This is a genomic window from Solibacillus sp. iso_87 (assembly GCF_056173085.1).
On record NZ_CM149656.1, the window covers coordinates 3,765,241 to 3,780,755 of the forward strand.

11 protein-coding genes are annotated in these 15,515 nt (G+C 35.2%); 1 reads left to right on the forward strand and 10 read right to left on the reverse strand.

All coding sequences use genetic code 11. The annotated features are described in order from the left end of the window. The first annotated feature begins 140 nt into the window (after positions 1-140). Positions 141-446, forward strand: coding sequence for a hypothetical protein (locus AC0VXV_RS19240; protein ID WP_475529730.1), 306 nt, complete (start codon positions 141-143; stop codon positions 444-446). A 744-nt stretch (positions 447-1,190) separates the two neighbouring features. On the opposite strand, the gene AC0VXV_RS19245 is transcribed toward AC0VXV_RS19240, so the two are convergent. The 10 genes from AC0VXV_RS19245 to AC0VXV_RS19290 all read right to left on the reverse strand — a co-directional run bounded on the left by AC0VXV_RS19245 (position 1,191) and on the right by AC0VXV_RS19290 (position 15,503). Beyond that, the gene (locus AC0VXV_RS19245; RefSeq protein WP_475529731.1) at positions 1,191-3,083 is read right to left on the reverse strand and encodes a TnsD family transposase; all 1,893 of its coding nucleotides are present in this window, start codon (positions 3,081-3,083) and stop codon (positions 1,191-1,193) included. 11 nt (positions 3,084-3,094) lie between these two features. After that, a complete protein-coding gene (locus tag AC0VXV_RS19250; protein ID WP_475529732.1) occupies positions 3,095-4,726 on the reverse strand; it encodes an ATP-binding protein in 1,632 nt (543 codons plus the stop codon). An 11-nt stretch (positions 4,727-4,737) separates the two neighbouring features. Continuing rightward, positions 4,738-6,897, reverse strand: coding sequence for a Mu transposase C-terminal domain-containing protein (locus AC0VXV_RS19255; protein ID WP_475529733.1), 2,160 nt, complete (start codon positions 6,895-6,897; stop codon positions 4,738-4,740). Further along, positions 6,878-7,711, reverse strand: coding sequence for a TnsA endonuclease N-terminal domain-containing protein (locus tag AC0VXV_RS19260; protein ID WP_475529734.1), 834 nt, complete (start codon positions 7,709-7,711; stop codon positions 6,878-6,880). The genes AC0VXV_RS19255 and AC0VXV_RS19260 overlap by 20 nt, the downstream gene beginning before the upstream one ends. Before the next feature lie 198 nt (positions 7,712-7,909). Next, entirely contained in the window at positions 7,910-9,709 is a 1,800-nt protein-coding gene (gene glmS / locus AC0VXV_RS19265; protein WP_475529735.1) for a glutamine--fructose-6-phosphate transaminase (isomerizing), read from the reverse strand. A 701-nt stretch (positions 9,710-10,410) separates the two neighbouring features. Next, positions 10,411-10,935 carry a type 1 glutamine amidotransferase domain-containing protein gene (locus tag AC0VXV_RS19270; protein ID WP_079523419.1) on the reverse strand — a complete coding sequence of 175 codons (525 nt, stop codon included), beginning with the start codon at positions 10,933-10,935 and terminating at the stop codon, positions 10,411-10,413. A 466-nt stretch (positions 10,936-11,401) separates the two neighbouring features. Beyond that, complete coding sequence (gene glmM, locus AC0VXV_RS19275) at positions 11,402-12,754, reverse strand: phosphoglucosamine mutase (RefSeq protein ID WP_475529736.1); 1,353 nt, start codon at positions 12,752-12,754, stop codon at positions 11,402-11,404. 80 nt (positions 12,755-12,834) lie between these two features. After that, positions 12,835-13,851 (reverse strand): CdaR family protein, encoded by a 1,017-nt coding sequence (locus AC0VXV_RS19280; protein WP_475529737.1) that lies wholly within the window; start codon positions 13,849-13,851, stop codon positions 12,835-12,837. Next, positions 13,844-14,680 carry a diadenylate cyclase CdaA gene (gene cdaA, locus AC0VXV_RS19285; RefSeq protein ID WP_079523422.1) on the reverse strand — a complete coding sequence of 279 codons (837 nt, stop codon included), beginning with the start codon at positions 14,678-14,680 and terminating at the stop codon, positions 13,844-13,846. The genes AC0VXV_RS19280 and cdaA overlap by 8 nt, the downstream gene beginning before the upstream one ends. Positions 14,681-14,888: 208 nt before the next feature. Further along, on the reverse strand, positions 14,889-15,503 hold the full coding sequence (locus AC0VXV_RS19290) for an anti-sigma factor family protein (protein WP_079523423.1): 615 nt from the start codon (positions 15,501-15,503) through the stop codon (positions 14,889-14,891). Between the last annotated feature and the right edge of the window lie 12 nt (positions 15,504-15,515).

Below are 15,515 nucleotides of genomic sequence, written 5' to 3' on the forward strand. Positions count from 1 at the left end.
TCATAGAATTTATATGCTCGCAGTTCAAGGACGCTTTGGGAATGTTTATCTTTCCTTTCACCATTATCCTAAAAAATGTTAAAATATATTTACATAAAAAGAGAGGGTGTTCTTTAAAAAATAAACCAGGGGGAATAAAAATGGAATTATTTAATGAACTTTATTACATGAATTCTTTTGATTTTAAATTTGCTAGAATTATTTTAGAGATTTTATTAGTGACTTCTTGTATCTCAACAATTATTTTTATTTTAACTAAAAATCAATATATTTCGTACCTTTCATCAGCACCACTTTACTATATTTTTTCATGGATTGGTCATGGTTTTACACATTTAATCCTTCTTGTTTTATCGATGACTATTCAAGCTGGGATAATTCTTTTAATAAATCGACAAAGTAAAAAGCCATTATTACTAAATGAACCAAAAGATAACATACAATAAGTAGCTTTTTAGACTAATGGAATGCTTTAGTTTAAATTATACAAACACAATACAAAATAACGTTCCCAAATGAAAGTTTGGGATGACACTAGAATGGCACAAATGTTGTAAAATCAACGTTCGTGCCTTTTTCCGAGGACTATTGCTTATACAGCTTTTTATACAAATGGCGCAAACGATTGATACAGCAACATTTATACTTTCTGTGCTTGTTCTTTAATTTGCATAAAAACTTGTATAGCTAATCACTTATCGTTATAAATCTGCATTTTTTCAACACCCCCCCAGAAAAAATGTTGCTCCACAATCTGGCCCGATTGTGGAATAAGGAAACCAGCATTTAGGTTTTTATCAAACTTTATTATAAATAATCGAACTTAATTATAAATTATCAATCTTTATTAAAAGACCACAACGGGAACATGGGCTACACCGAATCCTGTTCATGCAGATAATGTTTGAACATCAGCTGAACAAAAGCTTGCTGACAAGATCTTTTACGGTATTCCAAATATTGAAACATTAAAAGAACGCTATATAGGCAAACGTATCGCCGTTATCGGAGGTGGGCACTCAGCCATTAATACGATTTTAGAATTGGAAAAGCTTGAAGATGTTGAAATTACATTGATGGTGATTTCAATCACCCTAGCCTAACAATTAATGTACCATTGGTAATTGATAAAATAGCATGATTAAAATAAGCCAACCTCAATGGGTTGACTTATTTTAATCATTTATACATTATGTTCTCCGATGATTATTCGAGGATTTCCGGATTGACAATTCACGTAACCCTACTGAATTAGACAATTTCGTTTCTATATTAAGACTAATTTCAGGATCTAATTTAGAGTAAAAAGATGCTTTTATTCCAGCTTCTCGTCTGATTCTCCATAGCGATAGATCTTCTAAATCTAGTTGGTCTATGGACCATTTTATTCGTCTCTTCTGAAATTCTTCTATTGTTTCACTTACATCATCTATATATTCCTTAGTTAGCGGCAGCTTATGTAACTTCTTTTCTAATAAGGATAAGTGTCTTATTGTCATTCCTATTTTACTTAGAGTTAACCTTACAGGTTTTTGACTGTTTCTTAATTCAGCAACTGCAAATTTAACTTCTTTTAATATTTGGAGATCTCTTTCGTGCCAGTTAATTCTAGCTAGATTATTTTCTTGCTTAACTTTTGCAGGTGAATTTTCTAACAGCCAGTCTTTATCAAAGCGATAAAGTCTCATATAAAGTGATGGGTTAATTTTTCTTAATTGTGCTCTTGAATAATCCGGAAATTTATTTCTCAATTCTAGCCAAAGGTTCTTAATATCATCTTTTTCTTGATTAACCTTTATTTCTGCTTTTTCTTTACTCTTCGCATATTTAATGACTGTATTTGTATCCACTTTTAATACTCTTGCGCAAGCCCTGTAACTTAATTTTTCTTGATTAATCAAATGATTAAGCTTTTCAAACCATGTATCCCCAAACTCTTTTATTCGTCCAATTTTTAAGTTATCTTCTGTTGTGACATCAGGCCCCCTCCTAGAATATACAAACCCACATAGACAATGAAAAGTTCCAACAGGCTTCTTCGTATCACGACATGTTGTTACCTTTAAATCTGTAATTACAGGCTCTAGGTAGTGTTCTGCAGCAGCATTTAAACAGAGGAACGGCCCTATACCAAATGGATTATATGCAGTATTATGATGTTCATAAATTGTGTCTACAGATTCCCCAAAAAAATGAATAATTAATAAATGTCTAACGGGGTGAAAAGATTTCCTCTGCTTTCTAGTTATCGCTCTTAACCAACATTCTCCATCTACACCACTAGGTAAGGATTGCATTAATTCCAAAAAGCCTACACCATAAAACTTTATAAAATCTTCTTTTAGTTTTATTTGGTTGATGTTACCATTTGCATTGATATATCCTTTCTCTCTTAAAATAGAGCGGTAAATAGCAGATAAATTATCTGGGCAAAAATTATAATTTTTAATTGTAATTTTATAACTTTCCCTTGCTAGAGAAAATAAAAAATAGGTATTTATTTTTGAAATTTTTTCTATATTCTCCTCTTTTAAAGCACAAACATTAATATTTGTATTAGTAAGTTGGGTATTTATTTGTCTGAAATACTCCGTACTCTCTTCTAGGAAAGACATATGTTCGAGACATACAAACACACTAGGTAGCTGATGATACGTTCTCCAATAAGTTTCGCCGTATTTATCGGTGTCTTCTTGCCAACACTTCTGGCAATATTTAAAATACATTGGTTCTTTTACTGTACTCGCTACTTGTCCAGTTAAGTAATGTAATTTATTTTCTCCATTACCCTTTATCATATATTTCTTTATTGTAGCTTTCACAGCATCTGTATTGAAATTTGTATAATAATTGTAAAGCGTATGATTATTTATCCACTCATTAATACTTTCTAATGTAAAATTGCGGGCATTTTCAAATAATAGTTCTAAATCTGTAGTTAAATCTGGAATTATATACTTTTTCTTTCCAAATAAATCCTTTGTAGTCTGAGTAATTGATACGTTTCCTGAATGATGATGGTACCTACTAATTACACTATAAATTAACTCATCCTTATAGAACATTGGAAAGAAAGGTATCACATGTATTCCCCCTATAGCATAAATTCATCTAAGGGACTTTTTATATATCCCTCTTCCATTAATGCCTCATAAGCGGATTTTTTATTCTTTTTCCCATTATTAATAATTAATTGTAGTTTATTAGTAGTAGACGTTTCCTTCTTAAAAGATCGTTTCTTTGGTTGATCCTCTATATATTGAAGTGAAGCCGTCATTAACTCCTTCATACTTGAATTAGGGGCCTTATTTATTACATATTTCGCAGTCTTTTCTGCTACCTTCTCATCAACCTCCAAGTTCATTAACGATATAACTAATTTTTCTGTAAGAGATACTTCTGTTATGAACTCCGATTGTCTTAACTTCTCTTTTTTTAACTTCGCCTGCTCTTTTATATCAATTGCAGGTACTCGGTTTAGAAGATATTCTTCAATATCTAAAGGGATAATATCCTCAAAATTTGCTATTGCTCTTGGATTTCCAGATTTAAGAGCATCTAATGAGGTACGCATTAATTGTAAATCTTCTTTTACAACCTTCTTTATTAAAGCTGGTGTTACTTTTTCGATTCCTGTTTCAATTGCCCTAGATTGAGCAAGAATAAAAATTTTGACGGCAACATCAATAATTCCTTGGCTTTCATAATAAATAGTATCAATCATTTCTCGGTTAAGTTCTATTGGATGAATAGTCCATTGATAATCCCACATTGAAGTAATTAGTACTTCCCAGTCATCATCATTTTCCATCTGTTGCCACACCATATCGCCTTGTCCACTACTTCTACGTGCTTGTCTAAAATCTTTTTGTAATAACGCTCTTGCCTTCATTGTCCCAATAAACATAACCGGGATACCAATTTCATTTACTAACGTGACGAAGAAATTTAACATTGTCTCTGAAGCATTTCCTTTTGCCGTTAGTAAATGTTGAATTTCATCAATGATAAGTACTCCTATGGCATGTATTCTAGAAATTTGTGCCATTCTTATAACCATAGAGCTTATTGAATTTCTGTTTTTTCCGTATTTGTCATAATAATTGGTACCAATCAATGTATCTATTTCTTGGAAGAAATTTATACAAAGTGTCTTAATATTTCCATCATGAGGGCAGTTTAATTTTAGCCAAACAATTTGTATCGTATTTAAGGGATGTTGATGCAAAATTACTTGTGGATATAACGATAAAATACGTTCGATAGCAGAAGTTTTCCCTATCCCAGGAAACCCCATTAGGGTGAAACTCGATGCTGACGACCTCATATCAGTTGATATTTCAAGCTCTTCATTTGTTAAAAGTTTACCGTGTAATTCATTAAGCATTTGTACATGTTGCTTTTTTAAAGGATTTCTATTTGTATAGCCATGTCTAAGAAATCTGGAAAATTTCTGTTCTAAAGTTATCGTCTGATTTATCGGTTGGAAAAATTGAGTCAACCTTATGAGTGCGTGGTAACGATGTGTTGCAGATAGATTTCTTTCACTCTCAAGATAAGGTGGTAGAAAATATAATTGATCAAACGATTCTTCACGCGATAAAATTGTAGGTAATGCCTCAATAAGAGGATTCCCATTATAATCTATTATTCCTTGATCTCTGTAAGTCGCAATAGGAATTTCTGTTCCATTCTCTAACAAGATTACTTTTGCCTTTTCCATCATTTCTCCCTTTTTTAATGTTTATTTTTTTGTCTTCTCTGATTAAATAATTCTTTAATCGAAGGAACTTTTGTTTCCACTCCATTGTCTGTCTTTTTTTCAAACTCAATAATATCCTCGATATCTCCTTTATTACTTTTTTCTTGTTTACTTAAATTAAATGCTTCTTTTTTTCGTTGTTGAGATTTCTCAAAATGTCTATTTACACGAATATCTCCTGTCTTTTTCGACTTGCTAATTTGTTTAGTTTGCGTTTTATTTGCCGTTTGTATTGACTCCTTGATTATTGATTCTATACTGCTAAAGAGGTTTATTTCTTCTTGTAATTGAGTATGTCCATTGCTTTCTAAGTTTTCTTTTTCTCTTTTTATTAATTCATCAATATCTTCTATAATTTTATCTTTATACCTTTCCTGATGGTCTAAAAGTGAGCACGGTTCAAATATTTTTTCATCTTTTGTATGAAGGTAGATAGTATTCATATTTCGGGGATCATAGGAAACATCCACCTTCCATGTTTTATAACTTCTAGCTTTTACAAACCATGCTTCTCCTATAGCTGTTTCAGAACTATATAGCATTCCCTTGAATTTTATCCCTTTCGGAGTAATGGTAGCTTTATCTTTAGGTAACAAGTAAAATTTAATTGTATTAGAATCAACTTTTCTTAACTTTCCAGCTCTATTCTTAATCCCCCAATTCCAAAGGTCAATTGGTTTCGGTTTGACATTCGCTTCTATCATTTCATCATCCCTTGGATAATCTTTCATGTAATGGTTACGGTTATAATACAGAATAAAATTGATTATAATTTTTGTGTATTGTTCAAGTGTCAATTTTGCTTGCAATCGATAATCTTTTGCCCCTCTTTCCCCAAAGTCAGTTTGTATATAACCGGGTAAGAAAGGCTTAATCTTCACATCCGAATTATCAAATAATTTTTCCACTATCCCTTTCCAATCAGGGCGATATGATGGTGTATTTTCAATTGATACATTTAGGCCGCTTATTAATGAATTAATATTATATCCTTCTAATTCACCTCTATCGCCTAAAATTATCTCTGGTAAATGTGCGGACGGCCACCACTCATTAGATATTTCAATTCCATTTTGGCTACAAAATTCTTTTTTGTCAGATACAGCATTCGCAATAGCCATCATCATTCCTGCCCAAGATGGTCCCTCTAGACCAATATATACTCCTGTAATCATATGTGTAAAAACATCTACTACAAAGTAAATAATAGGTCTTCCGATAATCCAGTCGGAGTTATAACTAGAAATAAGATATACATTTGCAGTTGTTGCATCAATTTGGTACCTTGAACCCGGTCCCATTGTTTCAAATGATGATGAACCTAAAATTGCTCTGTTATCCCTTTCAAACTTCTTAATTCCTTGCCTACTTTTTATGGATTGCTCAATACTATATTCATTTTTGAACCAATATCTGAATTGTCTTATTGTGGGTATGCTATTTTCATCTAGTATAACAATATGCTTTACTCCATTTTCATAACGAACTTCAAAGGCAAAATGCTCTTTTATCATCATTTTATACGCGAAAGTTAAGGAGTTTTTTTTATCATTAAAATAATATTTTTTTATAGTTTTTTTGAATATATCTTTTATTTCCTCTGAAACGATAATTCCTATGCTATTATTTTTTCTTCTGCGTCCGTTTTTAGAGTCTTTATATTGTTTACTTTTATTTTTACCACCTGAATTTGAATATTCGGGTATAAGACTGTTAATAGTCATTCCCTTTTGCCAATACCTTCTTAAATATTTATAAGCCGTCTTATTGCTGCAAATATTGTCTTCGACAAGCTTTTTAATAAGTGGTCCTCGCTCTCTATTTATATAGATTGCAGGTTCATCTTTTATTAAGTTTTTTATAATACCCCATGCTTTATCTCTATGTGTTAACATCTTTTCAGATATATCAATATTTATAAATGCTAAATTCGAATTTACGCCCTCTAATTTAATGTAAGTACCTTCATTTAACCCTTGAATGATTTCTTTTATACTCATGTTAAAGGGTATTGCTTTTTCACTTTTTATATCAATTAAATAAGCAATTATATTACCCTCATCAATCCAAAGAAGTCTAAAAGTTATTTTTGTTTCAACATCTTGTATTAGTTCATTAACTGCTAATGTAATCAATTTTACCCTCCTCAAACTCATATATCTCAATATCATTTAATGTTAATTTAGCTACTATAACTCTTTCTTCTAAGTTTAAATTGATTAATTTTCTCGCAATAAAATGCCTGAGATATGTGAGGGCAGAACCAATTTCTAAATTATAATCCTTATCAAATTGATCACATATTATTTGCAAGTTGCTATTCTCTTTTGAATTTTTAAATAATTCTAATAACAACTTTGCATAACTCTTTTCTTCTAAATCCTCTAAATAATAATATTTGTTTGCCCAAGCTATATTTAGTGCCATGTTTTTAGTAATGTCTTTTTCCGTTACTATTCCCCAGTCTATTCCTTTTCGCTCCCAATACTCTCGTTCAATTTCAAATTTTTGAATAACCCGAGGATCTTCTAATTCTATAGCAGGTTTAACTGTTCTCGCCAAATAAGTTAACTGATTATTTACCTTTAAAGTTATAAGAAAATCTGTTGTCATTGGAATATATACTTCTGTTTGATTATCTATTGAATGGTCTATTTTTTTCTCTTCTGCAATTTTTACTGTCATTGTTCTGTCTAAGGGATATTGTTCTCTAATATCGAAAACGCTGTCTTCCCGTTCCAATAAAAGAAAATAATCTCTTTCTATATTTGACAAAAATTCATGTTGCCTTCTTGTTTTATATCCCCAATACCGCGTTACATTTCCATTACTTGAAAAGTCTTGAATTTTTATCCAGGGTATGTATTCCGAAAGCTCCCCTTGGCCTCTACCTTCTTTTATATACCTTTTTATTTTTGACTCGCTCCAATTATTTTTCCGCTTTACCATTCCATAACCCCCTTTTGATCTAATAAAAAAAGCGTAATTAAAAGGTAGGTTTTACCTTTTAATTACGTTTTTAGACATTTTATTCAGTGTACAACTTTTTTGTCTAGTGTACACCTTTTTTGTCCAGTGTACGACTTTTTTGTTCAGTGTATATCTTTTTTGTAACTTAACAACAGCGAACGGTTTTTATATTCAATCCTATTCAACTGTAACTGATTTTGCCAGGTTACGAGGTTTATCAACGTCACAACGACGATGAAGTGCAGCATAGTAGCTAATTAATTGTAATGGTACAACAGATACAAGTGGTGTTAATAGTTCATGTACTGAAGGGATAACTAAACGGTCGCCCTCTTCTTCCATGCCTTCCATTGCAATAATGCATGCGTTGGCACCGCGCGCCACTACTTCTTTCACGTTACCGCGAATGTTGAGCGCCACACTTTTTTGTGTTGCTAAAGCGAAGACTGGTGTACCTTCTTCGATTAATGCAATCGTACCGTGTTTTAACTCACCACCGGCAAAACCTTCTGCCTGAATGTATGAGATCTCTTTAAGTTTTAATGCCCCTTCCAATGAAACACAGAAGTCCATATTACGACCGATGAAGAACGCATTGCGCGCGATTTTTAAATAATCTTCGGCAATCTGCTCCATTTCATCCTTAGAGTCGATAATTGTCTGAATGCCGTTTGCAACGATCGCCAGCTCCTGCTTTAAATCAAAGTCCAGTTCCACACCTAATTCTTTTGCAACTGCATAGGCAGCTACTGCTAAAACAGCTACTTGAGCAACATATGCTTTCGTAGATGCTACAGCGATTTCTGGTCCTGCATGTAATAGTAATGTGTAATCAGCTTCACGTGAAAGAGTTGAACCTTGTACGTTTGTTATAGTTAACGCTTTGTAGCCAAGCTCTTTGATTTTTACTAATACTTGACGGCTATCCGCTGTTTCACCTGATTGTGAAATGAAGATAAATAAAGGTTTCTTCGATAGTAATGGCATATTATAGCCAAACTCGCTTGAAATGTGTACTTCAACTGGAATACCAGCGATTTTTTCGAAATACTGTTTTCCGATTAAGCCGGCATGGTAACTCGTACCTGCCGCAATAATATATAGACGATCAGCTTCAGATAAAGCTTTTAGAATATCTGCATCAACCGTAACATCTTCGCCCTGTTCATATGCTTGAATAATTTTACGGATAACAGTTGGCTGTTCATCCATTTCTTTTAACATATAGTGAGGATATGTTCCCTTTTCGATATCAGAAGCATCCAATTGTGCTGTATATGGTGCGCGCTCAACAACGCGGCCATTTAATGTTGTAATTTCAACTTTATCTTTACGAACGATTACAACTTCTTTATCGTGCAATTCGATAAACTGGTCAGTTACTTGCAGCATCGCCATTGCGTCTGAAGCGATAACGTTGAAGTCTTCACCCACACCTACTAATAACGGTGATTTGTTTTTCGCTACGTAAATTGTTTCCACATCTTCATTATCTAAAAGCGCTAATGCATAAGATCCGTGCACTAATGATAATGTTTTACGGAATGCTTCTAAAGTAGATAAGCCTTCTTTCGCAAATAAATCGATTAACTGTACGATAACTTCTGTATCAGTATCCGAGTTCATCTGAATCCCTTTAAGATAAGCTTTTTGTAATAAGTGATAGTTTTCGATAACCCCGTTGTGTACAAGCGTATAACGGCCTGAAGCACTTGTATGAGGGTGTGCATTTAAGCGGTTTGGTACACCGTGAGTTGCCCAACGTGTATGACCAATCCCAACAGCTGCTTCTACATCGCCATCAACTGCTTTACGTAAATCTGCAATACGTCCTTTTTCTTTGAATACCGTTATGCCTTCTTCATTGTGTACAGCAATCCCTGCAGAATCATAGCCACGGTACTCAAGTTTCTCTAAACCTTTTAATAAAATCTCTTTAGCGTCCAATACGCCGTTATATCCTACAATTCCACACATAATCCGTTTCCTCCAATGTAATTGCTACATCAAAGCACATTTTGGCAACACAAAAGTAGACTACGAAATCTACCCTTTTTTGCCTAGTGCGCTTTAGAAGTTAATTCGAAGGTGATGTTTGCTCTCGTTTAACAAAGCTAGCACGCATCGTTAACATTCCTGCTCTTTTTTGAAAAAGGTAATGTAGCTAAATATTATTTTTAATTGTATGCCGTTTCGCTTTTCTGTCCAGAAAATCACTTCTCTGTTTTAAAACGAAAGTTACAACCGGGCATGTGCGATCGGGAGGCATCCGCCGAAATTTCGATAAACCTCCACCTCGTCAACTAAGGATTATGTCCGCTCGATTTCCTTAGTTCTGGCGCTATAATTGTTTTCCGATTTTGTATGCGCGATTTTCTCCCCTTTTGCGCAGCTCAACGATTTCCTTTTGCTGAGCATTTACATCATACACATAAACAATTTCACCGTCAATCCTACGCTACCATTGTAAGCGCTTCACAGAAAAAATTTTTTCTTAAAAATAGTGCAGCTATTGCCTTACATATGTGAATTTCTCCCCATAAGAAAAACATCCCGTTTTGATTGGGGAGATGAAGTTTGTAACAGCAGTAACGTTGTCATTCCCACTGATTACAAGACTCACCACATGACATCAAAACGGGATATGCACTATTTTCTATCGTATGCAAAGAGCTCGATTATAGCCCCTTCTCTTCTAATAAATTTACAATTTCTCGGTTAAATGCAGGTAAATCATCCGGTGTACGGCTTGTTACAAGCTGTTTTTGACAAACAAATACTTCTTCATCATGGAAGTTTACCCCTGCATATTCCATATCGACTTTAATCGATTTATAACCTGTCGCATCTCGTCCCTCTAATGACTTCGCCGTAATTAGCAGCTGTGGTCCATGGCAAATTGCAAAGACAGGTTTCTTTTCATCCATGAAATACTTTGCAAATGCTACAACGCGCTCATCATCACGCAGTAAATCCGGTGAAAAACCACCTGGAATAAATAACGCATCAAAGTCCTGCGGGTTTGCCTCTGCTACCCCTTTATCAATTTGAACTGTTGCTTCGCCATTTTTACCTGTAATCGATTTATTACCTTCTTTATCGATCGTTACAATTGTATGCCCTGCAGCCTCTAGTGCCTGTTTCGGACTTGTGAACTCCACATCTTCAAACTTGTCAGTAATTAATGTTGCAATTTTAGCCAATGTAAAACACTCCTTCGTCTTATTAGGATACTTTATTTTGTTTCCCCGAATTCTTGAAAATGAAACATATTTACATGGGTCACGTTCTTTTATTACAACAAATGCAAATAGTTTTAAATCGGTTTCCGCAAATAGTAGAACAGTTTCAGTATTCATTAGAATGGTAAAATTTATAACTGGGTTTAAGCGGTAAAAAGGTTATTTTGTCGTTTTGAGTTATTCTTGAGTTCCTTTTATTAGAACAATTGGAGCTGATATTAGAAGAGTTGCATTCGATATTCGAAAGTTTCACATAGATATTTGAATACTTGGATAACATTTTAGAACATGGGTACGTTTATTAGGAGAACGGCTTTTTATTAGAACTCTTTTAGTTATATTAGATCTTCTAAACTGGATATTAGATAATCCATCATAAAAAAACCGAAAGCAATGTCTCCATCACTTCCGGTGCTGTCTCTATAATTTATTCAGCTAAACCCATTTCTGTACGGACTACATCTGCAATTCGTGCTACATAGTTTTCGCAAGCCTCTTCTGAAGCTGCTTCCACCATAACGCGCACTAAAGGCTCTGTACCTGAAGGGCGTACTAATACACGACCATTGCCTGCCATTTCCGCTTCTACTTCAGCGATGACAGCGGCAACCTTTTCATTTTGTGTTACAGCATGTTTATCTGTTACACGCACGTTCACTAACTTTTGCGGGTAAATCGTCATTTCGCCTGCAAGTTCAGAAAGTTTTTTGCCTGTTGCTTTCATAATATTCACTAACTGAATACCTGTAAGCAAACCGTCACCTGTTGTATTGTAATCTAAAAATACGATGTGACCCGATTGCTCGCCACCTAAGTTATAATCATTTGCACGCATTTCTTCCACAACATAGCGGTCTCCAACTGCTGTTTGAACACTTGTCATTTCGTTGCCTTCAAGCGCTTTGTAGAAGCCCATGTTACTCATAACGGTAGAAACAATCGTGCCTTTATTTAGGCGGCCTTTTGCGTGTAAATATTTTCCGATGATGAACATAATCTGGTCACCGTCAACAACCGTACCGTTCTCATCTACAGCGATTAAACGGTCGCCATCTCCATCAAATGCTAAACCGACATCCGCGCCGCGCTCCGCGACAAATGCAGCTAATTTTTCAGGATGTGTTGAACCGACACCTTCATTGATGTTCAGTCCATCCGGTGAAGCACCCATTGTTGAAATATCTGCCTCTAAATCTGCGAATAAATGTGTTGCTAGAGAAGAAGTCGCACCATGAGCACAGTCTAATGCCACATGTAATCCTTCAAAATCTTCTTCAACTGTTTGTTTTAAGTATGAAATATATTTTTGTCCACCTTCAAAGTAGTCTGTTACTGAACCAACAGCAGCACCTACTGGACGTGGTAATGCATCTTCTTCTGCATCAAGAATACGTTCAATCTCTTCTTCTTGTGCATCCGTTAATTTAAAGCCGTCTGGACCGAAAAATTTAATGCCGTTATCTGCGACAGGATTATGAGATGCTGAAATCATAACACCTGCTTCAGCATTCATAACGCGTGTAAGATACGCAACACCTGGTGTACTAATTACACCTAAACGCATAACTTCTGCTCCAATTGAAAGAAGACCTGCAACAAGTGCACCTTCCAACATCTCCCCAGAAATACGTGTATCGCGTCCAATTAATACTTTCGGGCGATCTTTAGCATCCTTCGTCAGCACATAGCCGCCAATACGGCCTAGTTTAAATGCCAACTCTGGTGTTAGTTCACTATTTGCGACACCGCGAACGCCATCTGTTCCGAAATATTTACCCATTACTTTTTCTCTCCTTCAACGCTTGAAATACCATACGTTTTTAAATTTACCACCTAAAGTGGATTGCTTGTTATTGATAGTTAGTTTCCATCTGTATCTTCACTATTAGAATCGGCATCTGTATCTGCTTCACTATCTTTTCCCTGTTCACGAACTGGCTCTCCACTCACAGTTGCGCGTACCGTAAGTTTCTCTTGTGATAACTTGGTAGCTCCTGTTGGAAGCTCAATTTTAAATTCGTACGGACCGGATTTTTTAATTTTCGAAACATCAACTTCTACGGCCACTTCTTTTAATAAATCCACTACAGATTTCGAACCATATACCGTTATGTTGGATTTTTCCGGGGATAAACTGTCAATCGTAAGCCCCTCTACTGGTTCCCCAATTTCGTTTATCTTAATCGGGACTTCTTTACTATATTCATTAATTTCTACTTTTACCTTGACCTTATCCGGATTAATGCTGACATCGAGCTTATTCAGATCACGGTCGAGTACTTTTACAGCCGCTTCCTGCTCAAATGATTTATTTACATCTTTCTCGCCTGAAACCGTCGCCTTTACATAGCTTATGTTATCGATGACACTCTTTGCTCCTGTTACCGCTACTTTTGACGGATCTGCCGTCATCTCGTTCAGTACGAAGTTCTCAGCTAAAAGACGATTATTCATTTCCGGTTCTACACGAAACTGTTCAGTAACCTTTTCCTCAATTGTTACATTAATTATTCTTGGTTCAATTGATACATCCAGTTTTTCCGAAAAGTTTTCTTGATGTATTGTAACGCTATGTTCACCAATTAACAATGAGTTTAAATCGACAAAAAGTTTGAAATCCTTTTCAAGCTTTGTTTTCATGACAATTTGTTTCGGTCCTGAAATTTTCACATCAACCGTTTCAGGGACCCCAGTAACAAATAAATTATCAGAATCATAGTACACTTCCAATGGCACATTTGTGATAACATCTGTTTCATTGGATGAGCTCGACTCCGTTTCGCGTTTTTCTTCTGTTTGAATATACAGGAATAGTGCCACCGCTAAAAACAAAGCGGTTAAACGGAGCATCCATGAGCTATCAAATATTTTATCCATTCTTTTTCCCTCCCCAAGTCCACTTAGATGCTAAGTTAGAATCTTGTTCAGGACCAAACCACAGTTTACGCAGTAATTCTTCAAATTCTGTAATAGTGAGATTACGGTGTAAATTACCATTAGCTGTTATACTAATCGCACCTGTTTCTTCGGATACAACAATTGTAATTGCATCTGTTACTTCACTTAACCCAAGTGCTGCCCGGTGACGTGTACCAAGCTCTTTGGAAATAAATGCACTTTCTGACAATGGCAAGTAACATGCCGACGCGGCTATTTGGTTTTTCTGTATAATTACGGCCCCGTCATGTAACGGTGTATTTGGGATGAAAATATTAATCATTAATTCAGAAGAAATTGCGGCATCCATCTTAATGCCTGTTTCTACATATTCATTTAAACCTGTATCTTTTTCAATTGAAATAAGTGCTCCAATTCGGCGTTTTGCCATATAACTTACAGACTTTTTCATCGCCTCGACTAAGCGTGTCTGCTCATCTTCCTGCTGGTTATTCGTTCGTTGGAAAATCTTACCCCGTCCGATCTGCTCAAGGGCTCGGCGAATTTCCGGCTGGAATATTATAATAATGGCTAAGAAACCCCAATCAATTACTTCTTGCAATAACCAATCAAGAGTGTCTAAACCGAAAACGTAGGTAGCAAATTTCGCTAACACAACAATTAATAACCCTTTCAATAATTGAACGGCTTTCGTTCCTTTAATGAGGGTCAATGCTTTATAAACTACGTACCATACGAGCAGTACGTCCAGTACTTTAAATATCATATCTACAGCAGCAATGTCTGTAAATTGCTCAATTATTTGCATGTGGCATCCCCCACCTTTACTTGCTATTCCATCTTGGTTTTAGTATAGCACAATTCTGTCAGTGATTAACTTTCCTAACAGAAAAAAGTCTACCCGAACGAGTAGACTTTTCTTTCTATACTAGAACGGCTTTTTTTTGAGAAAAGTTCCGATTTATTAAGAAAATATTATTTCTTGTTGTATTTATCGTGATGATAGTTCTGAGTTATTACTCATTAAAAACAGCGATTGCTTTATTGAAGCCGTCTTTAATTTTGTACCATAGCCATTCGAACATTTCATCAATTTCCTCTACTTGCCCTGTAACGACTGCCGTAGATGCCATGTAGTTGCCATTGATAACTGTTATATTGCCGTCCACTTCCCCTTCGACAATAATATCTCCATTTTTCACAACGATGTCACCTTTAACAACTTCACCAACCGGCACTGTTACCGTTTGCCCTTCAACGACTAAATTAGGCTGTTTCGTCACAGAGAATTGATCATCATTCGGAAAACTGCCTAACAATGTGGCACTCATACATAAAAAGAAAACTGCTGCAGCTACAAGTACAGGATGCTGACGGAACCAACGTTTGATGCCGGCAGAACTTTTGCGTTTCGGTAAACGGCTTATCACTTGATCCTCAAAGCGCGGAGGGGCAGTAATATGTGCTGCACTCTTGATAAACGCAACCGTGTCACTTAATTCATGCATATGTTGTTGGCAATCAGGGCATGTTTGTAAATGCTGCTTCAATATTTGTTCATGCTCACGACTAATATCACCATCTAAATATTCGTGCATATAATCCACGAATTCTGATGCACACGTTTTCATGCGTATCTTCCT